Here is a 19,090-nt window from a genome sequence, read left to right on the forward strand (position 1 = left end):
ACACCGCCGGACACCGCGCCGGACCCCTTGCGATCAAGACGGCACCGGACGCAACGTTGATTACATGATTACATCCGAGCAGAACGAACAGCTTCGCGCCTGGTTCGCCGAGCGCCTGCCGGTGGACATCTACGAGTCCCTCCTCTCGGTCACGGTGGACCGGGAGGAGATCACCGTCCTCGGCACCGTCCCGGCGGCCGAATCCGTCGCGGCCTTCCGCGAACGCACCCGCGACCAGCGCATCGAAGTGGCCCGGGAGGCGGAGGAGCTCTACCGCCGCAAGGTCGCCTGGGCCGTCCAGTCGGGCGAGGACAAGACGGTCTTCACCCACCTCGCGGTCCCGGTGATGACCCGGCTGCGCCAGTCCGAACGCCAGGTGCTCGACACCCTGGTCGCGGGCGGGGTCGCCCGCAGCCGCGCCGACGCCCTGGCCTGGTGCGTCCGCCTGGTCGGGCGCAACACCGACCCCTGGCTCACCGAGCTCCGCGAGTCCCTGGCCCGGGTCCAGCAGGTCCGCGCCGAGGGCCCGGACGTCACCGACTCCCAGAAGTCTGCGCCATAACGCGCAAAGGACTCCGCATCCGCGCATGATCACGCCACGCTGACCCGGAGCAGCGGCGATCAACGCCCGACCGCAGGGAGAGGCACGCACCATGACCACCACCGTCGAATACATCCGCTACCGGATCGCATTGGACGACCAGCCCGCCTTCGAGAGCGCGTACGTCAGGGCCGCCGAGGCCCTGGCCGCCTCGCCGGAGTGCATCGACTACGAACTGGCGCGCTGCGAGGAGGAGAACGACCGGGAGCACTACATCCTGCGCATCCGCTGGACCTCGGTCGACGCGCACCTCAACGGATTCCGCAAGGGCGAGCACTTCCCGGCCTTCTTCAGCGCGATCCGCCCGTACGTGACGGCCATCGAGGAAATGCAGCACTACCTCGTCACCGAGGTCGTCGGACCCGGAAAGGCCGCCGACCTCTCATGAGCACCACACCCGGCACCACGCCCACCATCTACGAGTGGATGGGCGGGGAGGAGGCGATGAACCGCCTCACGGACGTCTTCTACGCACACGCCCTGCAGGACGAGATCCTGGCCCCGGTCTTCGCCGGCATGGACTCGGGACACCCCCGGCACGTCGCGGTCTGGCTGTCGGAGGTCTTCGGCGGCCCGAAGGAGTACACCGCGGCCCACGGCGGCCACCAGCACATGGCCACCAAGCACCTGGGCCGCGGCATCACCGAACAGCAGCGCCGCCGCTGGGTGGACCTGCTGATGGACACGGCCGACGAGGTGGGGCTGCCCACCGATCCGGAGTTCCGCGCGGTGTTCGCCTACTACATCGAGTGGGGCACCCGGATGGCCCTGATCTACTCGGGCCCCAACCCGCCACCCGTGGACGCGGCCGACATCCCGGTCTGGTCCTGGGGGCAGACACCACCCTGGATCCCGAAGAGCTGACCGCCGTGAGGCGGGGGCCCCGCCCCTGCCTCACGCCTTTCGGCGCCCGGGCCTCCGCGCTCGGGCCTCGTGCTCGGGCCTCGTGCTCGGGCTTCCGCTCGGGCTTCCGCGCTCCGGTCTCAGCGCTTGGGCGGCGGACCCGGCTTTGGCCTGGGCTTGGGCTCGGGCGCCGCCAGCAGCACGGTCAGCGTGCCCTCGGTCGAATCCCGCCAGAAGTCCACGGCCTGCTCCAGGACGTCCTCGAAGGTCGCCCAGTCCCCCGGCCGGGACGCCGCGTAGCCGCCCCACGAGGTCACGGCCAGCAGCCGCCCCGGTGCCCCCGGCAGCCAGGAGAGATCGATCAGGCAGTCCGCCAGCGCGTCCCAGTTCCCGCCGAACCACTCCGGCAGCGCCAGTACCTCACCGCACCGCCGCATGAGCTCGGCCTTGCTCCGTACCCCGTCCAGGTCCAGCCTCAGCACCGCCCACCCCGCCTCCTCGGCGGCGGCGACGGCGGGGGCCAGGGGCTGCTGCGGGTCCAGGGTCATCGGAGAACCGCCTTGAAGGTCTTGTAGTGGTCGTCCGTGTAGAAGAACTCCCCGCCCTCACCGGTCACGATCCGCCGGGCCCCGCGATCCCGCTCACCGGGGGTCTTCACGGTGAACTCGTGGTAGTAGCCACGCTTCTTCTGGGGCAGGACCTTCTCGAAGTTCCCGAAGACCGTGCCGTCCTGCCGGTACTGGTACGGCCCGCCCTTGTCGATCAGCGCGAGCACGTCACGTGCCTCCTGCGGCAGCGCGGCAGCGCGTACCGTAGCCATCCCCTTCGCCCATCCGGGCGCGGCGGTCGGCGCGGCTGAGCCATTCGGGACCGCTTCGACACCGGTACTGGCACTGCTACCGGCGCTGCTACTGGCACTCGTACTGGCGGCGGCGGTAGGCGCGGTCTTCTTCCCGCTGCAGCCCACCGCACCGACCAGTGCCGCGCAGAGGAGCACAGCTCCCAGCACACGCAGCAACGATCGGGGCACGTTCCGAAAGATCATGCACCGATCGTGCCAAATATCCGATTCTCCCGCGAATCGCGAGCTGGCTTCAGAGAGCGGCCATCTTGGTGTAGGGACTCAGGATTCGTTTCCGGACCTCCGGCCCGAATTCGACGAGGACAGCGATCCCCTCCTCTACTGCGACGACACGGCCGAGGCCGTGCTCGTCGTGAGTAACCCGGTCGCCGACGCTGAAGTGCCTGAGCGGCGCTTCCACGGGGGCCTTGAACGGGCTGGACGGCAAATGGCGGCGAGGTACTGCTGACTTTGTCATTGCACCCAGTATGCGCCCAGCAGGCGGTCGAACGGTCCGCCGTTCGGATCTCAATTACGGCACCATCCGCATCAGCGAACATCCCGCGTCCGCGTTTGACCGCCATTGATCCGAACAATCGGACCAATCCGGCCCTACGTTCGCCGGGGGTCACTCGTCGGGGTCGGCCCGCTCCAGCGCGGGACGCAGACCGGGCTGCGATTCCGTCAGCAGGTAGTCCGCCACGGCGGTGTCGGTGACCAGGCTCGTCACGAGTCCCGACCGCAGCACGGCACCGATCGCGGAGGCCTTGCGCAGCCCGCCGGCGATGGCCACGACCTCGGGGATCCGGCGCAGCCGGTCGGCCTCCACCGTGATGCAGCGCTCTCCGAGGTCCCGGCCGACCCGGCGGCCCTCCGAGTCGAACAGGTGGGCCGACATCTCGGCGGCCACCCCCAGCGAGGCGTAGTGCGCCCGCTCCTCGTCGCTCAGCATGTCGTGGACGGTCGAGATCCCCGGCTCCCAGGAACCGATCGAGACGGCGGCGACGGTGACCTTGTCGAAGTACTCGAAGGCGCGCGCGATCCCCGTCTGGTTGCGCAGGGCGGCCGCGGTTGCCGGGTCGGGCAGCAGCATCGGGGCGTAGATGGGGTGCGCGTCCCCGCCGGAGACCTGCGCGGCCCTGCGCACGGCCTCCACGGACCCGCGCTCGGCCGTCCCGGCGTCGTACACGCCGGTGAGCTGGACGACGGTGCAGGGGGGCAGCCGGTGCAGGGAGGCGGCCATGTGGATGGTCGAGCGCCCCCACGCGAGGCCCAGTACATCGCCCTCGTTGACGAGCTCGCCCAGCAGATCGGCGGCCACCGCACCCAGGTTCTCCGGGTCCGGAGCGTCCTCGGTGGCATCGGCCGGGGACTCGACCACGACCGCGTGGCGCAGGCCGTACCGCGCGCGCAGCGCGTCGGAGCGCTCCGCGTCCAGCTCGGCCGGCACCCGGATCTCGATGCGTACGAGGTCGCGCTCCAGAGCGGTCTCCAGGACCCGGGCCACCTTGAAGCGGCTCACGCCGAACTCCTCGGCGATCTGGATCTTGGACTTCCCCTCCAGGTAGAAGCGGCGCGCCATGGCCGCCGCCTGCACCAGCTCCGCGGGTCCCATCCGCAGGGCTGACCGTCCCGCCGACATTGCAGACACCGCGTTCTCCTCACTGCTGTTCACACTCTCGACTCGCCGTTCATCCTGTCAGATCCGACGGCCGTTGATCAGCCTGGACAGCTCCCGTTCACCGAGCTGTTCACCAAGCCTTGTCTCAGTGGTCGCAAGCCCAGGGCGCCGCGGCGATCGCCACGCCCGCCTGCTCGCGCAGCGTGCGTACGGCGGCCGCCGGATCGACCGCCCCGTAGACCGCGCTGCCTGCGACGAACACGTCCGCGCCGGCCTCCGCACACCGCTCGATGGTCGAGGCCGAGACCCCGCCGTCGACCTGGAGCCACACCTCCAGGCCGTGCCTGGAGATCAGCTCGCGGGTGCGGCGGATCTTGGGCAGCATGATGTCCAGAAACGGCTGTCCGCCGAAGCCGGGCTCGACCGTCATGATCAGCACCATGTCGAGCTCGGGAAGAATGTCCTCGTACTGCTCGATGGGCGTCGCGGGCTTCAGTGCCATGGACGCCCGCGCCCCCTTGGCCCGGATCTCGCGCGCGAGCCGCACGGGCGCGGCCGCCGCCTCGGCGTGGAAGGTCACGGAGCCGGCGCCGGCCTCGATGTACTGCGGGGCCCAACGGTCGGGGTCCTCGATCATCAGGTGCAGGTCCAGCGGGATGTCCGTGGCGCGGCTCAGCGACTCCACGATCGGCATGCCGAGGGTGAGGTTCGGGACGAAGTGGTTGTCCATGACGTCGACATGCAACCAGTCGGCCCCCTGGACGGCCTTCGCCTCCTCTGCGAGCCGGGCGAAGTCGGCGGACAAGATGCTGGGATTGATCTGAACGGCCATGCCCCAAGCGTGCCATGCCGCAGGCGGCTTCCGGCCACTACCCCGGAAGTCGGCGGGAGAGCGGGATCCGGCCGCCCCCGCTGCCCCGTCCCGGCCCCCGCCCCGCCGCGCTCACGCCCCTCGACTACCCCGTGCGCCTGATGAGCGCCAGGTACATCGCGTCCGTCCCGTGCAGGTGCGGCCAGAGCTGCACGTCGGGCCCGTCGCCCAGCGCGGGCACCTCCTGCATGTACGGCCGCGCGTCGATCAGTTCAGCGGACACCGGGGACATGCCCGCGCCGCGCCCCTTCAGTACGTCCTCCACGACCACCCGGGTCTCCGCCAGGTGCGGCGAGCACGTCGCGTAGCCAACGACCCCGCCCACGCGGACGGCCGAGAGGGCCTCGCGCAGCAGGCCGCGCTGGAGCGGCGCGAAACTCTCCAGGTCCTCGGGCCGACGGCGCCACCGCGCCTCCGGGCGGCGGCGCAGCGCGCCCAGGCCGGAGCAGGGGACGTCCATCAGGACCCGGTCGAAGGAGCCCGGCAGCCACGGCGGGCGCGTCCCGTCCGCCGTGATGACCTGGTACGGGCCGGGGTTTCCGGCCAGTGCCCGCTCGACGAGCCGGGCCCGGTGCGGCTGCTTCTCGGAGGCCAGCAGGAAGGCCCCGCGCTGGGCGGCCAGTGCCGCCAGCAGGGCCGCCTTGCCACCGGGGCCCGCGCAGCCGTCGAGCCAGCGCTCGTCGCGGCCCTCGACCGGGACGGCCGCCAGGGCCATCGCCACCAGCTGGCTGCCCTCGTCCTGGACACCGGCGCGTCCCTCGCGCACGGCCTCCAGCGCACCCGGCTCGCCGCCCTCGGCCATCCGGACCGCATACGGGGACCAGCGGCCCGGCAGCGCCGAGTCCTCGCCGACGGCCTCCAGCAGCTCCTCCTGGGTGGACCGCCCGGGGCGTGCCACCAGCGTCACCTCGGGCCGCTCGTTGTCGGCCTCCAGCAGGTCCTCGATGCCGGCCCGCCCGCCGCCCAGCGAGTCCCACAGCGCGGTGACCACCCACCTGGGGTGCGAGTGGTAGACCGCGAGGTGCTCCTCGGCGTCGTCCTCGTACGGCGGCGCGACCTTCTCCAGCCAGCCGTCCAGGTCGTGCGCGGCGATCTTGCGGAGCACCGCGTTCACGAATTTCGCGCGCCCGTCCCCGAGCACCACCCGCGCCAGCTCCACGCTCGCGGACACCGCCGCGTGCGTGGGGATGCGGGTGCCGAGCAGCTGGTGCGCGCCGAGCGAGAGCACGTCCAGGACCGGCGGGTCCACCTCGCGCAGCGGCCGGTCGATGCAGGCCTTGATGACCGCGTCGTAGGTGCCCTGGCGGCGCAGCGTCCCGTACACCAGCTCCGTGGCCAGCGCCGCGTCCCGTGCCTGGAAGGTCTCGTCCTTGCGGGCCTTCTTCAGCAGCGGCGGCAGCACGAGGTTCGCGTACGCGTCGCGCTCGTCCACCGCCCGCAGCACCTCGAAGGCCAGCATCCGGACGGGGTCCTTCTGGGGCCGGCGGTAGGGCTTGGCGGGCTTGCCGTTGGCCTTGGTGGCGGCCGGTCGGCGAGGAGGCTGTTCGCTCACGTGAAAGGTGCTCCGGGGTTACGTAACGCTTTGGGGATGAAACGAAGAGACGACTACTGCGGTGACACGAATCAGCCTACGTCCGACCCGCCCAGCCGCTCACCGGGAGCGATCCGCACCCCGCGCGCCCAGTCGGCGGCCTTCATCGGCTTCTTGCCCTGGGGCTGCACCCACAGCAGCTCCACGGCGTGCGAGCCGGTGCCGACGTAGACGTTGTTCTTGGCCACGCCCAGGTCCCCGGGCTTCAGGTCCGTGCGGTCGGTGACCAGGCCGACCGAGATCAGCTTCAGCCGCTCGCCCCGGAAGACCGTCCAGGCGCCCGGCGCCGGGGTGCAGCCGCGCACCAGACGGTCGGCGCGCATCGCGGGCGCCGTCCAGTCGACCCGCGCGTCCTCGACGGTGATCTTCGGCGCGAGCGAGATCCCGTCGGCCGGCTGCTCCACGGCCCGCAGGGTGCCGTCCTCGATGCCGTCCATGGTCGCCACCAGCAGACCGGACCCGGCGAAGGCGAGGCGGGTCAACAGGTCGCCGCTGGTGTCGGTGGGCCGGATCTCCTCGGTGAGGATCCCGAAGACCGGGCCGGTGTCCAGCCCCTCCTCGATCCGGAAGGTGGAGGCACCGGTGACCTGGTCCCCCGCCATGATCGACTGCTGGACGGGCGCGGCGCCGCGCCAGGCGGGAAGCAGGGAGAAGTGCAGGTTGACCCAGCCGTGCCTGGGGATGTCCAGGGCACTCTTGGGGATCAGCGCGCCGTACGCGACGACCGGGCAGCAGTCCGGGTCGATCTCGCGCAGCCGGGCCTGGAAGTCCGGGTCGCGCGGCCGGGCGGGCTTGAGCACCTCGATGCCGGCTTCCTCGGCGCGCTCGGCGACGGGGCTGGCGACGAGGCGGCGGCCGCGGCCGGCCGGTGCGTCGGGCCGGGTGACGACGGCGGCGACCTCGTGGCGCCCGGAGGCGATCAAGGCGTCCAGGGCGGGCACGGCGACCTCGGGGGTGCCTGCGAAGACGAGCTTCACTGGGGTCTACCTCGCTATCTCGGCTGTCAGCAGCGCACCAGTCTATGGTCTGCGCGCCCACCGTCCCACCTGCGCGCCGCCCCCGCTGCGCGGGCTCCGCGAGGGGGCGTACGCACACACGCGCGCTCCTCGCATATGCCGACACGCCCCCATAGCGTGACCTGGCCGCCGGGTGGCGCGTTGGTCAAGAGAGATTGACCGAAACGGGCCGCGAAACAGAACGGTGTCTGCGGCCCGATCCGCTCTTCAGCACCGGTTCGAGAGGCTTCTTCATGGCCGACCACGCCACCCACGACGCCCAAGCACGGGCCAGCTTGCACCTCCTGGTGCGGGACATCGAGCGGGTTCGCCGGCAGGTGGATGCTCTGCGTACGCTCACCGCCCAGCTCGGCAACGTCTACCGCCCGCGCCGCTCGGGCCCCTCCACGGGCTTCGTCGTCTACGGCCGGGCTCCCGCGCCCACCGTCCGCCTCGCACAAGAACTGCGGGACAGCGTCGAGACGCTGGTCACCGCCGCGGTGGACTTCGACCGCTCGCTCGGCTTCTCCTGGGACGCGGTGGGCTCGGCGCTCGGGGTCACCAAGCAGGCGGTGCACCGGCGTTACGGTGCCCGGCGGGCGCAGAGCGCCGAGCCCGTCGAGCGCGAGCGCGAGCGCGAGCCGCTGGCCGAGGGTACGACGACGCGGACCCTGGGTCCGCTGCCCACGATTCCGGCGGCCCGCTCGGTCCCGCCGCAGCCGGCCCGCGAGGAGGCGACCGCGGCCCGCACCGGGGCGTTCCCCGGCCCCCGCAACGGCTGATCCACCGCCGCCGGGACGCCGACCCCCGACGGAAACCGCCCCCGGCGGAGCGACCCACCCGGTCGCCCCGCCGGGGGCGTCGTCACGCCCGGAGGGCCCGAGCCCACCCGCACCCTCGGGCCCGCTGCCCGGGGAACGGTGGAACTGGGGGTCCCCCGGACGGAGTCTGGGGGATGGGTCGGGGACTGCCCCGCAGGGCCCACCCACCCGCCAGGCGCGGCCCCGCCAACCAGGCTCTAGCCGATGTCCAGGGGGTCGATCCGGATCCGGACCGCCTCGGACGCAGGGGCGCCCCGGGCCATCCGGGCCGCCTGGGCCGCCTTCAGGGAAGCCGCCAACGCCGCACCACTGCCCGGCGGCACCCGGACCAGCGCCCGCTCCCCCGCCCCGGCCTCACCCCGCCGCCCAGGCACCGGCACCGGTCCCAGCACCTCCGCGTCCGGCGGCAGCGCCGCCCCCGCCAGGAAGGCTTCGACGGCCTCCGCGCTGCCCGCCGCCACCGCCGCCATCCGCGAGACCGGCGGGAAGCCCAGCTGGGCCCGCTCCGCGAGCTCCCGTACCGCGTGCCCGACGGGGTCCCACCGCACGAGCGCCTGGACCGGCCGCAGCGTCGGCTCGGCGACCACCACGACCTGCCCGTCCCCCCGTACCAGCGAGGCCGCGGCGATCCAGCGCCGCAGCGCCTCCTCGCTCGCCCTCAGGTCGGGCCGGGTGAGCATGGCCCAGCCGTCCAGCAGCAGCGCGGCCGCGTACCCGGCGCCCGTGGCGACCGGTTCGGCGCCGGGCGTGCAGACGACCAGCGCGGGCCGGTCCGGGACCTCGTCGAGGACGTGGTCGCGCCCGGAGGTCCGTACGGGCACGGCCGGGAAGGCCCGCCCCAGTTCCTCGGCGGTGCGCCGGGCGCCGACCACCTGGGCCCGCAGCCGGAACGACCCGCACTCCTCGCAGTGCCAGGAGGTCTCCTGGCGCCCGCACCAGCCGCAGTGCAGGTCCCGCTCGTCGGGGGCCTCCAGCGGTCCCGCACACACCGTGCAGCGGGCCGGGGTGCGGCACCGCTCGCAGGCCAGCCGCGGCACGTAGCCGCGCCGGGGCACCTGGACCAGTACGGGCCCGGTCTTGAGGCCCTCCCGTACGGTCTCCCACGCCAGGCTCGGCAGCCGCGCGGCCCGCGCCGCACCGTCGCGGGCCAGCAGTTCGTCGCCGACGGTCCGGATGCGGGGCGCGTACGTCCGTACGGTCTCGCGGTCGGCGACCAGCGGCCGGGCCCAGCCGGACTCGACGAGCTGGGCGGCCTCCACGGTGCAGCTGGTGCTGCCCACGAGGAAGGCGCAGCCGTCGGTGACCGCGCGCAGCTCCAGCACCTCCCGCACGTGCGGGAAGGGGGCGTGGTCGTCGCTGTGGCTGGAGTCCCCGTCGTCCCAGACGGCCACGAGCCCGAGGTCGCGCACGGGCGCGAACATGGCGGCCCGGGTGCCCACGACGGCCCGCACCGAGCCCCGGCTGACGGCGAGCCACTGGCGGTAGCGCTTCTCGGGCCCCGACTCGGCGGTCAGCAGCGCGTGCCGTCCCTCGCCGAGGAGGGCGGTCAGGGCGGCGTCGACCCGGGCGGCGGCGCGCCCGTCGGGGACCACGGCGAGGGCGCCGCGGCCGGAGGCGAGGGTGGCGGCCATGGCGCGGGCCAGCTCGTCGGCCCAGCCGGGGCCGGGCAGGGCGGTCCACACCGCGCGCGGGGCGGAGCCCGCGGCCAGGGCCCGCAGGAAGCCGGGGCCGGCCCCGTACCGCTCCCAGCCGGCCGGTTCGGGCGCGGCGGGCGGGGGCAGCGGCTCGGGGGACGGCTTGGCTTCGGCGCGGGCGCTGCGCGCGGGCAGCGCGAGCTGGAGCACATCGGCGAGGCTACCGGCGTACCGGTCGGCGACGGCGCGGGCGAGCGCGAGCATCCGGGGGCCCAGGACCACCTCGGAGGAGACCACCTGGGCGAGGGCGGCGAGCGCGCCGTTGTAGTCGGACTCGGCGCGCCGCTCGACGATGAACCCGTCGATGAGACCGCCGCCTTCGCGGCGGCCGCCGTGCACCCGGTGGGAACCCGCGCCGAACCGGACCCGGACCCGGACGCCCGGCTGGGCGGACTCGGAGAGCTCGGCGGGGACCGCGTAGTCGAAGAGCCGGTCGAGGTGGAGCACGCCCTTGTTCACCAGGACCCGGGCGACGGGCAGCTCCTCGGCGACGGAGGCCCCGCGCCAGGTCCGCGGCTTGGCCTTGGGCGCCTTGGCCTTCGCCTCGGCGATCGTCTCCCGGATCAGCGCGAGCTGCTCCGGCGGGCCTCCCGGCCCGCTCTGCCCGTCCGCGTCATTGGTGCTGCTCACACCCGCATTCTTACCAAACCCCACCGACAACGACGGCGCCCGGCGGAGTGCGGCGGGAACGCGGAAGGCCCCGGACCCACCACGGGGTCCGGGGCCTTGCGCACAGCGGGTCCTACGAGTCGTGCGGGTCCTACGAGGTCTTACAGACCGGCGGCGGTGCGCAGGGCGTCGACGCGGTCGGTGCGCTCCCAGGTGAAGTCCGGCAGCTCGCGGCCGAAGTGGCCGTACGCGGCGGTCTGGGCGTAGATCGGGCGCAGCAGGTCGAGGTCACGGATGATGGCGGCCGGACGCAGGTCGAAGACCTCGCCGATCGCGTCCTCGATCTTCTGCACGTCCACCTTGTGGGTGCCGAAGGTCTCGACGAAGAGACCGACGGGCTCGGCCTTGCCGATCGCGTAGGCGACCTGGACCTCGCAGCGCGAGGCGAGCCCGGCGGCGACGACGTTCTTGGCGACCCAGCGCATGGCGTACGCGGCGGAACGGTCGACCTTGGACGGGTCCTTGCCGGAGAACGCGCCGCCACCGTGGCGGGCCATGCCGCCGTAGGTGTCGATGATGATCTTGCGGCCGGTCAGACCGGCGTCGCCCATCGGGCCACCGATCTCGAAGCGCCCGGTCGGGTTGACCAGGAGGCGGTAGCCCTCGGTGTCGAGCTTGATGCCGTCCTCGACGAGCTGCGCCAGCACGTACTCCACGACGAACTCGCGGATGTCGGGGGCGAGCAGCGAGTCCAGGTCGATGTCCGCGGCGTGCTGCGAGGAGACGACGACGGTGTCGAGGCGAACGGCCTTGTCGCCGTCGTACTCGATGGTGACCTGGGTCTTGCCGTCGGGGCGCAGGTAGGGGATCGTCCCGTTCTTGCGGACCTCGGACAGCCGCTTGGAGAGGCGGTGCGCGATGTGGATCGGCAGCGGCATGAGCTCGGGGGTCTCGTCGCACGCGTAGCCGAACATCAGGCCCTGGTCGCCGGCGCCCTGCTTGTCGAGCTCGTCCTCGTCGCCCTCGACGCGCTTCTCGTAGGCGGTGTCCACGCCCTGCGCGATGTCCGGGGACTGTGCGCCGATGGACACCGACACGCCGCACGAGGCGCCGTCGAAGCCCTTCTTCGAGGAGTCGTAGCCGATCTCGAGGATCTTGTCGCGGACGAGCTGGGCGATAGGCGCGTACGCCTTCGTCGTCACCTCGCCGGCAATGTGCACGAGACCGGTGGTGATGAGGGTCTCCACCGCCACGCGCGAGGTCGGGTCCTCGGTGAGGAGCGCGTCGAGGATGGTGTCGCTGATCTGGTCAGCGATCTTGTCGGGGTGACCCTCGGTCACGGACTCCGAGGTGAAAAGGCGACGGGACACAACGCTCCCTGTGGTTGCAGCGGCTGCTGGCTGATCATTGGCGGAACCACATCGGGGGCTGCGCCCGATCACGTTCCGGATGCAGTTTATCGGTCGCCACCGTTCGCAGGACCACCCGTCTCGCCCAATGGAAGGCGTGTGACCTGCGCCACTCCATTCTTGCGCACGGAGTTGCCCTCGGAAAGGGCCATCGCTCAGGCGTGTCGGGGAGCGAGGCGCTCGGCGACCCGGTCCCAAATCACCTCTGCGAGCACTTCCTTCGGACCATAGGGGACAGCCACCTCTCCCCCATCGGAGGACAGGATGACCGCCTCGTTCTCCTCGGAACCGAAGGTCTTGGTCTCGCCGACCTCATTCACGACGAGGAGATCACAGCCCTTGCGGAGGAGCTTCGCACGTCCGTTCGCAAGCACGTCGTCGGTCTCCGCCGCGAAGCCCACGACGACCTGGCCGTCCCGGGCGCGGTCGGTCGAGATCTCCGCGAGGACGTCGGGGTTGCGGACCAGGACGACCGGGGCGGGCTCCTGCCCGTCCTTCTTCTTGATCTTCCCGCTCGCGTACTCGGCGGGCCGGAAGTCGGCCACCGCCGCGGCCATCACCACGGCGTCGGCGTCGGCCGCCGCCTTGAGCACGGCCTCGCGCAGCTGGAGCGCGGTGCCCACCCGTACGACGTCCACCCCGGCCGGATCGGCCAGCGCGGCATTGGCGGAGACCAGGGTGACCCTGGCCCCGCGCGCGACGGCGGTACGCGCCAGCGCGTAGCCCTGCTTGCCGGACGAGCGGTTGCCGAGGAAGCGGACCGGGTCCAGCGGCTCGCGCGTGCCGCCCGCGCTGATCACCACGTGGCGGCCGGCCAGGTCGGGCCCGGCCGCACCCGCCGGACCGCGCCGCAGCACTCCCCGGCAGACCTCGAAGATCTCCTCGGGGTCGGGCAGCCGCCCCTTGCCGGTGTCCTTGCCGGTGAGCCGCCCGACCGCGGGCTCGATGACCACGGCCCCGCGCCGGCGCAGCGTGGCCACGTTCTCCTGGGTGGCGGGGTGCTCCCACATCTCGGTGTGCATCGCGGGTGCGAACACCACCGGACAGCGTGCGGTGAGCAGCGTATTGGTCAGCAGGTCGTCGGCGAGCCCGTGGGCGGCCTTGGCCAGCATGTCGGCGGTGGCCGGGGCGACGACGACGAGGTCGGCGGACTGCCCGATGCGCACGTGCGGCACCTCGTGGACGGACTCCCAGACCTCGGTGGAGGCCGGATTCCCGGAGAGGGCGGCCCAGGTCGCCTCGCCGATGAAGTTCAGCGACGCCGCCGTGGGCACCACGCGCACGTCGTGCCCGGACTCGGTCAGCCGGCGCAGCAGCTCGCAGGCCTTGTACGCGGCGATCCCGCCGCTGACTCCGAGTACGACCTTCGGCTTACCCGCCACCACACACGCCCCTTCGGCTGATCCCCGTACGAAGACCCGTACGCCTACGACACCTATGACACACCACAGGCCCGGCAGATGGTCTGCCGGGCCTGCGGTGAAAGGAAAACGTGCTTACTGAGCCGGGGCCTCGATGGCCTCGGCGGTCAGCAGACCCGCGTTGATCTCGCGCAGCGCGATCGAAAGCGGCTTCTCGTGGACGTGGGTGTCCACCAGCGGGCCGACGTACTCAAGCAGGCCCTCGCCGAGCTGAGAGTAGTACGCGTTGATCTGACGGGCACGCTTGGCCGCGTAGATCACGAGGCTGTACTTCGAGTCCGTAGCCTCGAGCAGCTCGTCGATCGGCGGGTTGATGATGCCCTCGGGCGCAGTAATGGAAGAGGACACGCTCTACCTTCCGAAGATGGGTGAAAAATCAAACGCTGATCGACAAAACATCGACCAGCGATCAAACGACATTCATCAACGTTAGCAGCTCGCGCGCCACGTCCTCGACCGAGGTGTTGACCAGGGTGGTGTCGAACTCGGACTCGGCAGCCAGTTCGATCTTGGCGGCGCCGAGGCGGCGCTCGACCACCTCCGGGGATTCGGTGCCCCGGCCGGTGAGCCGACGGACCAGCTCGTCCCAGCTCGGAGGCGCCAGGAAGACCAGCTGCGCCTCGGCCATGGACTCGCGCACGAGTCGTGCGCCCTGGAGATCGATCTCCAGCAGGACCGGCTCACCGTTCTCCAGGCGTTCCAGTACTGCGCCGCGCGGTGTGCCGTAGCGGTTGCCCGCGAACTCGGCCCACTCCAGCAGCTCGCCATTGGCGATCAGCTTGTCGAACTCGTCGTCGTTGACGAAGAAGTAGTGGACTCCGTGTCGCTCACCGGGCCGCGGCTTGCGGGTGGTGGCCGACACCGAGAGCCAGACCTCGGGGTGAACCTTGCGCATATGCGCGACGACCGTGCTCTTGCCGACCCCCGAAGGGCCGGAGAGCACGGTCAGCCGCGGACGAACCTCTGCTGCCATAGAGCGATTATCCAGCTTCTCGGGACTGCCTGAGAACGCCGGGAGAACTTCAGGCGACGCGTCAGCCGGCAGGGGTGCCGAACTCACGCTCCAGAGAGGCGATCTGGTTGGAACCGAGACCTCGGACACGCCGGGACTCGGAGATGCCAAGACGCTCCATGATCTGCTTGGCGCGCACCTTGCCCACGCCAGGCAGGGACTCCAGAAGTGCGGAGACCTTCATCTTGCCGATGACGTCATTCTCCTGGCCGTTCTTGATCACGTCCTGGAGGGAGGCGCCGGAGTGCTTGAGTCGATTCTTCACCTCGGCCCGCTCCCGGCGAGCCGCGGCGGCCTTTTCGAGCGCTGCTGCGCGCTGTTCAGGGGTAAGGGGCGGAAGAGCCACGCCTACGTCACCTCGGATGTCGAACTGTCGGATACGGACCGGTGGGATGCCGGAAGGCATCACACCAGGCGAGTTCCCGAACAGCGGTGGTGCTCGGTCGCTGCTCGTTCACTCTGGTCGGAGACTAGCGGCCATGACCGCTCCAGTCAGCGAGAACGGATGAAAAGTCCTGGTCAGCCTCCACTGAACCGTACATCACGGACAAAATACCCCGGTTTTGTCCGGTGAAAGACGTTCGATTTTCGTCAGACAGTGCGATGAGCTCGCCCGACGGCGTCCTCAAACGCTCCGATTCCGCGTGCGGCGAGTACCGAACGCAGGTCGTCGCGGATCCGCAGGGGCGACGAGGGATCGTTGAACAGCGCCGTCCCGACGGCCACCCCGGAAGCACCGGCGAGGACGAATTCGAGCGCGTCCCGGCCGGAGGCGATCCCGCCCATGCCGAGGATGGGAACCCGCCGTACGCCACCGGCCAGCATCGCCCCGTGGACCTGGTGGACGCAGCGCACCGCGACGGGCCGGATCGCGGGGCCGGAGAGCCCTCCGGTGACCCCGGCGAGGGCCGGGCGCATCGTGTCGGTGTCGATGGCCATCCCGAGGACGGTGTTGATCATCGAGAGCCCGTCGGCGCCCGCTTCCGTACAGGCGGCCGCGATGTCCGTGATGCGCGTCACGTCTGGGGTCAGCTTCGCGTAGACGGGCAGCGCCGGGTCGGCGGCCGCCTTGACCGCCGCGACCACCTCGAAGGAGGCGCCGGGGTCGCAGGCGAAGACGAGCCCGCGGGTGGCGACGTTGGGACAGGAGATGTTGGCCTCGATGCCCACCACCCCGGGCTGCCCGGTCAGCCGGGCCGCGGCCGCCGCGAACTCCTCCGGGTGCTCCCCCGCGACCGACACCAGGACGCGCGCCCCGTGCGCGGCCAGCCAGGGCAGCTCGTGCTCGACCAGGTGGTCGATGCCGGAGCCCTGGAGGCCGATGGAGTTCAGCATCCCGCTGGGGGTCTCCGCCGTCCTGGGAGTGGCGCGGCCGGAGCGGACGTGGGGCATCACGGTCTTGGTGGTGATGGTGCCGAGCTCGCCGAGGGGCGTGAACCGGTGCAGCTCGCGGCCGTAGCCGGCACAACCGGAGGCGGTGGAGACGGGGTTCGGGAGGGTGACGTGGGCACCCAGGGGTGCCGACATGTCGACATCCTCGGGCCTCAGCGGCGCCGGGGGCATCTGAACCGCACTCATCGCCGGGCCTCCTTCGGGGTCATCGCGTCGGCGCCCTCGAGATCGGGCGGCAGGGTTCCGGCCTGCTCCCAGCGGACGGTGGCGCCGTCGAAAACGGGGCCGGATGTGCAGGAGCGAACGAGACGGGTCACGCCGTCGGGGCCGGTGACGGGCAGGACGCAGCTCATGCAGATCCCGATCCCGCAGGCCATCACCTCCTCGACGGCGGTGTGACTGGCCGCGCCGGCGGCGGTGGCGATCTGCGTGACGGCCCGGAGCATGCCCATCGGGCCGCAGGAGTGGACCTCGGTGGCCCCGATCGCCGCGATGGCCCCGGGGAGCGGATCCGTGACGCGGCCCTCGCGGCCCGCCGAGCCGTCGTCGGTGACCACGTACACGTGCTCGGAGAGGGCCTCGGCCCGCTCGACCCCGAACAGCCGGTCGGCGGTGGCCGCGCCGAGCACGAAGGCGACCCGGCCGCCGCGGCCGCGGATCTCCTCCGCGAGGCGGAACATCGGGGCGCTGCCGTAGCCTCCGGCCACCAGGACCGCGGAGATCGGGCCGTCGGGGAGGGGGAAGGGGTTCCCCAGGGGTGCGATCAGGTCGACGGTGTCCCCGGGCCGGTGCGCGGCCAGAGCCCTGGTCCCCCGGCCGGCTTCGGCGAAGACGAACTCGACGGTTCCTTCGTCGGGGTCGGCCCGGTGGACGGAGAAGGCCCGGCGGAGCAGCATCGCGGAGTCCGGGCCGCCGATGGCGAGGGCGCCGAAGTGGCCGGGGCGGACCCCTGACACCCCGGGGGCGTCGAGGACGAGGTGGTGGTAGGCCCCTACGGGGGTGATCCGCCGGATGGTGGCGGTGGTCTGTACTGGGGGCACGCGGGGGCGCTCCGTCCGGGGTAGGGGGTGTCCCCCCACCCCATGCTCCCCCTGCCCTTGCCCGCCGGGCACCGGTCCGAAGCCCTGACCCTCCGGGTCGTAGGCCCTTGGCCCGGCCCGTGTGCGGGTTGCCGCTGCGCGGGGCGGAGCTCCCCTACCCGCCCTTCGCCCGTTCCCTGGGGCTCCGCCCCAGACCCCGCGCCTCAAACTCCCCCAGCTACCGCTGGGAGGTGCCCCCGGGCGGGGCTGGATTTGCCGCGCAGCGGCACATTCCAGCCCGTCCGGCGATTGAGGACCGGGTCCGGGCAGAGCCCGGGGAACGGCGGAAGGGCGGGTAGGGGACAAGCCCCGCAGGGCTCCGCTCCTGGCGGCTACGCCACGGCCGCGCGGATCTCGTCCGCGAAGCGGGTCGCAGAGGCGCGCAGCGCGGCCGCGTCAGGGCCGTGCTTCAGGACGCCCCGCGACACGTTCGGGACGACATTGCGCACGGCCGCGCCGAAGACCGCCGGAAGGTCCGCCGCCGTCGCGCCCTGCGCGCCGATGCCGGGGGCCAGCAGCGGCCCGTTGATCTCCAGGTCGAAGGAGGACAGGTCCCCCAGCGTCGCGCCGACGACCGCTCCGAAGGAGCCCATCGGCGAGGCCCCCGCGTTCTCCGCAGCCAGGTGGCCGAGCATCGTCGCGCCGATCGTCCGGCCGTCCGACCGCACCGCCCGCTGGACCTCCGCACCCTCCGGGTTCGAGGTCAGCGCCAGCACGAACAGGCCCGCGCCGGACTCCCGCGCCAGCGAAACCGCCGGGGCGAGCGAGCCGTAGCCCAGGTACGGGGAGACCGTCAGCGCGTCCGAGAAGAGCGGCGAGGACGGGGAGAGGAAGGTCTCGGCGTAGGCCGCCATCGTCGAGCCGATGTCACCGCGCTTCGCGTCCATGACCACCAGCGCGCCCGCCGCCCGGGCGTCCGCGACGGTCTGCTCCAGGACCGCGATGCCCTTGGAGCCGAACCGCTCGAAGAAGGCGGCCTGCGGTTTGAAGACGGCCACCGAGTCGGCCAGCGCCTCGACCACGGTGCGGGAGAACTTCTCCAGGCCCGCGATGTCGTCGTCCAGGCCCCAGGAAGCCAGCAGCGCCGCGTGCGGATCGATGCCCACGCACAGCGGGCCGCGGGTGTCCATCGCCTCGCGCAGGCGCGTACCGAACGGGATCACAGGGGCAGAGGTCACAGCGCGGCCTTTCGGGTTTCGGCGCCCACCGCTTCGGCGAGCGTCGCGTACGGGCTGGCGGCCAGGCGCGCGGCCAGGCCCTTGTGGATGGCACGGGCGTAGAAGGGGCCCTCGTAGATGAAGGCGCTGTAGCCCTGGATCAGGCTCGCACCGGCCAGGATCCGCTGCCAGGCGTCCTCGGCGTTCTCGATGCCGCCGACGCCCACGAGCACCAGGCGGTCGCCGACGCGCGCGTACAGCCGGCGCAGGACCTCCAGCGAGCGCTCCTTGACCGGGGCGCCGGACAGCCCGCCGGTCTCCTTGATCAGGGACGGGGAGGACTTCAGGCCCAGGCCCTCGCGGGCGATCGTGGTGTTCGTGGCGATGATGCCGTCCAGACCCAGTTCCAGGGCCAGGTCGGCGACCGCGTCCACGTCCTCGTCCGCGAGGTCCGGCGCGATCTTGACCAGCAGCGGGACCCGGCGGTCGGTCACCACGCGGTCCGCGGCCTCCCGTACGGCCGTCAGCAGCGGCCGCAGGGATTCGGTGGCCTGGAGGTTGCGCAGGCCCGGGGTGTTCGGGGAGGAGACGTTGACGACCAGGTAGTCGGCGTGGCGGGCCAGGCGCTCGGTGGAGGCCACGTAGTCCGCTACGGCCTCCTCCTCCGGGACGACCTTCGTCTTGCCGATGTTGACGCCGACGACGGTCCTGAAGACCGGGTTGCGGGCGGCCAGGCGCTCGGCGACGGCCGCCGAGCCCTCGTTGTTGAAGCCCATCCGGTTGATCAGCGCGCGGTCCGGGACCAGCCGGAACAGCCGCTTCTTCGGGTTGCCGGGCTGGGGCTCGGCCGTGACCGTGCCGATCTCGATGTGGTCGAAGCCGAGCATCGACATGCCGTCGATGGCGACGGCGTTCTTGTCGAAGCCGGCCGCGAGCCCGAAGGGTCCGTGCATGCGCAGGCCGAGGGCCTCGGTGCGCAGTTCCGCGTAGCGGGGTGCGAGGGCAGCGGCAATGAAGGTGCGCAGCACTGGGGTGCGGGCGGCGAGGCGGATCCATCGGAAGGCCATGTAGTGGGCCTGCTCCGGGTCCATCCGCTTGAAGACGAGGTTGAAGAACAGTTTGTACATCGTCCG

21 protein-coding genes are annotated in these 19,090 nt (G+C 72.0%); 4 read left to right on the plus strand and 17 right to left on the minus strand.

What is annotated here, in order from left to right; genetic code table 11:
- The first annotated feature begins 64 nt into the window (after window positions 1-64).
- The 3 genes from AC3IYJ_RS07635 to AC3IYJ_RS07645 all read left to right on the plus strand — a co-directional run bounded on the left by AC3IYJ_RS07635 (window position 65) and on the right by AC3IYJ_RS07645 (window position 1,465).
- Window positions 65-562, plus strand: coding sequence for a hypothetical protein (locus AC3IYJ_RS07635; protein WP_489400578.1), 498 nt, complete (start codon window positions 65-67; stop codon window positions 560-562).
- Window positions 563-653: 91 nt separating this feature from the next.
- Window positions 654-989 (plus strand): putative quinol monooxygenase, encoded by a 336-nt coding sequence (locus AC3IYJ_RS07640; RefSeq protein WP_489400579.1) that lies wholly within the window; start codon window positions 654-656, stop codon window positions 987-989.
- Window positions 986-1,465 carry a group II truncated hemoglobin gene (locus tag AC3IYJ_RS07645; protein ID WP_489400580.1) on the plus strand — a complete coding sequence of 160 codons (480 nt, stop codon included), beginning with the start codon at window positions 986-988 and terminating at the stop codon, window positions 1,463-1,465. The genes AC3IYJ_RS07640 and AC3IYJ_RS07645 overlap by 4 nt, the downstream gene beginning before the upstream one ends.
- Before the next feature lie 119 nt (window positions 1,466-1,584).
- Here AC3IYJ_RS07645 and AC3IYJ_RS07650 read toward each other — a convergent pair whose 3' ends face one another.
- The 7 genes from AC3IYJ_RS07650 to fmt form a co-directional block, all read right to left on the minus strand.
- On the minus strand, window positions 1,585-1,992 hold the full coding sequence (locus tag AC3IYJ_RS07650; protein ID WP_489400581.1) for a barstar family protein: 408 nt from the start codon (window positions 1,990-1,992) through the stop codon (window positions 1,585-1,587).
- On the minus strand, window positions 1,989-2,489 hold the full coding sequence (locus AC3IYJ_RS07655; RefSeq protein WP_489400582.1) for a guanyl-specific ribonuclease: 501 nt from the start codon (window positions 2,487-2,489) through the stop codon (window positions 1,989-1,991). Before AC3IYJ_RS07655 ends, AC3IYJ_RS07650 begins: the two co-directional genes overlap by 4 nt.
- A 49-nt stretch (window positions 2,490-2,538) precedes the next feature.
- Window positions 2,539-2,763, minus strand: coding sequence for a hypothetical protein (locus AC3IYJ_RS07660; protein WP_112452447.1), 225 nt, complete (start codon window positions 2,761-2,763; stop codon window positions 2,539-2,541).
- A gap of 150 nt (window positions 2,764-2,913) precedes the next feature.
- Window positions 2,914-3,927, minus strand: coding sequence for a sugar-binding transcriptional regulator (locus tag AC3IYJ_RS07665; RefSeq protein ID WP_330300812.1), 1,014 nt, complete (start codon window positions 3,925-3,927; stop codon window positions 2,914-2,916).
- A 124-nt stretch (window positions 3,928-4,051) separates the two neighbouring features.
- On the minus strand, window positions 4,052-4,738 hold the full coding sequence (rpe, locus tag AC3IYJ_RS07670; RefSeq protein ID WP_489400583.1) for a ribulose-phosphate 3-epimerase: 687 nt from the start codon (window positions 4,736-4,738) through the stop codon (window positions 4,052-4,054).
- A 124-nt stretch (window positions 4,739-4,862) separates the two neighbouring features.
- Complete coding sequence (locus AC3IYJ_RS07675) at window positions 4,863-6,329, minus strand: RsmB/NOP family class I SAM-dependent RNA methyltransferase (RefSeq protein WP_489400584.1); 1,467 nt, start codon at window positions 6,327-6,329, stop codon at window positions 4,863-4,865.
- Window positions 6,330-6,400: 71 nt separating this feature from the next.
- Window positions 6,401-7,345, minus strand: a complete 945-nt coding sequence (fmt, locus tag AC3IYJ_RS07680; RefSeq protein WP_489400585.1) for a methionyl-tRNA formyltransferase — start codon at window positions 7,343-7,345, stop codon at window positions 6,401-6,403.
- A 272-nt stretch (window positions 7,346-7,617) separates the two neighbouring features.
- Here fmt and AC3IYJ_RS07685 point away from each other — a divergent pair, with 272 nt between their 5' ends.
- A complete protein-coding gene (locus AC3IYJ_RS07685; RefSeq protein ID WP_489400586.1) occupies window positions 7,618-8,145 on the plus strand; it encodes a hypothetical protein in 528 nt (175 codons plus the stop codon).
- Window positions 8,146-8,381: 236 nt separating this feature from the next.
- Here AC3IYJ_RS07685 and AC3IYJ_RS07690 read toward each other — a convergent pair whose 3' ends face one another.
- The 10 genes from AC3IYJ_RS07690 to AC3IYJ_RS07735 all read right to left on the minus strand — a co-directional run bounded on the left by AC3IYJ_RS07690 (window position 8,382) and on the right by AC3IYJ_RS07735 (window position 19,084).
- Complete coding sequence (locus tag AC3IYJ_RS07690) at window positions 8,382-10,508, minus strand: primosomal protein N' (RefSeq protein WP_489400587.1); 2,127 nt, start codon at window positions 10,506-10,508, stop codon at window positions 8,382-8,384.
- A gap of 140 nt (window positions 10,509-10,648) precedes the next feature.
- Window positions 10,649-11,857 (minus strand): methionine adenosyltransferase, encoded by a 1,209-nt coding sequence (metK, locus tag AC3IYJ_RS07695; RefSeq protein WP_489400588.1) that lies wholly within the window; start codon window positions 11,855-11,857, stop codon window positions 10,649-10,651.
- 194 nt (window positions 11,858-12,051) lie between these two features.
- Window positions 12,052-13,278, minus strand: coding sequence for a bifunctional phosphopantothenoylcysteine decarboxylase/phosphopantothenate--cysteine ligase CoaBC (coaBC, locus tag AC3IYJ_RS07700; protein ID WP_489402731.1), 1,227 nt, complete (start codon window positions 13,276-13,278; stop codon window positions 12,052-12,054).
- A 114-nt stretch (window positions 13,279-13,392) separates the two neighbouring features.
- Window positions 13,393-13,665, minus strand: coding sequence for a DNA-directed RNA polymerase subunit omega (gene rpoZ, locus AC3IYJ_RS07705; RefSeq protein ID WP_215032941.1), 273 nt, complete (start codon window positions 13,663-13,665; stop codon window positions 13,393-13,395).
- 61 nt (window positions 13,666-13,726) lie between these two features.
- Window positions 13,727-14,290, minus strand: coding sequence for a guanylate kinase (gene gmk / locus AC3IYJ_RS07710; protein ID WP_384659227.1), 564 nt, complete (start codon window positions 14,288-14,290; stop codon window positions 13,727-13,729).
- A gap of 61 nt (window positions 14,291-14,351) precedes the next feature.
- Window positions 14,352-14,675: an integration host factor gene (locus AC3IYJ_RS07715; protein WP_489400589.1), complete on the minus strand. Its 324-nt coding sequence runs from the start codon at window positions 14,673-14,675 to the stop codon at window positions 14,352-14,354.
- A gap of 245 nt (window positions 14,676-14,920) precedes the next feature.
- Window positions 14,921-15,907 carry a dihydroorotate dehydrogenase gene (locus AC3IYJ_RS07720; protein WP_489400590.1) on the minus strand — a complete coding sequence of 329 codons (987 nt, stop codon included), beginning with the start codon at window positions 15,905-15,907 and terminating at the stop codon, window positions 14,921-14,923.
- Window positions 15,904-16,761 (minus strand): dihydroorotate dehydrogenase electron transfer subunit, encoded by an 858-nt coding sequence (locus tag AC3IYJ_RS07725; protein WP_489400591.1) that lies wholly within the window; start codon window positions 16,759-16,761, stop codon window positions 15,904-15,906. Before AC3IYJ_RS07725 ends, AC3IYJ_RS07720 begins: the two co-directional genes overlap by 4 nt.
- A gap of 371 nt (window positions 16,762-17,132) precedes the next feature.
- Complete coding sequence (gene pyrF, locus AC3IYJ_RS07730) at window positions 17,133-17,978, minus strand: orotidine-5'-phosphate decarboxylase (protein ID WP_489400592.1); 846 nt, start codon at window positions 17,976-17,978, stop codon at window positions 17,133-17,135.
- Complete coding sequence (locus AC3IYJ_RS07735) at window positions 17,975-19,084, minus strand: quinone-dependent dihydroorotate dehydrogenase (RefSeq protein WP_489400593.1); 1,110 nt, start codon at window positions 19,082-19,084, stop codon at window positions 17,975-17,977. The genes pyrF and AC3IYJ_RS07735 overlap by 4 nt, the downstream gene beginning before the upstream one ends.
- Between the last annotated feature and the right edge of the window lie 6 nt (window positions 19,085-19,090).

The organism is Streptomyces sp. GL_140, from assembly GCF_057834465.1.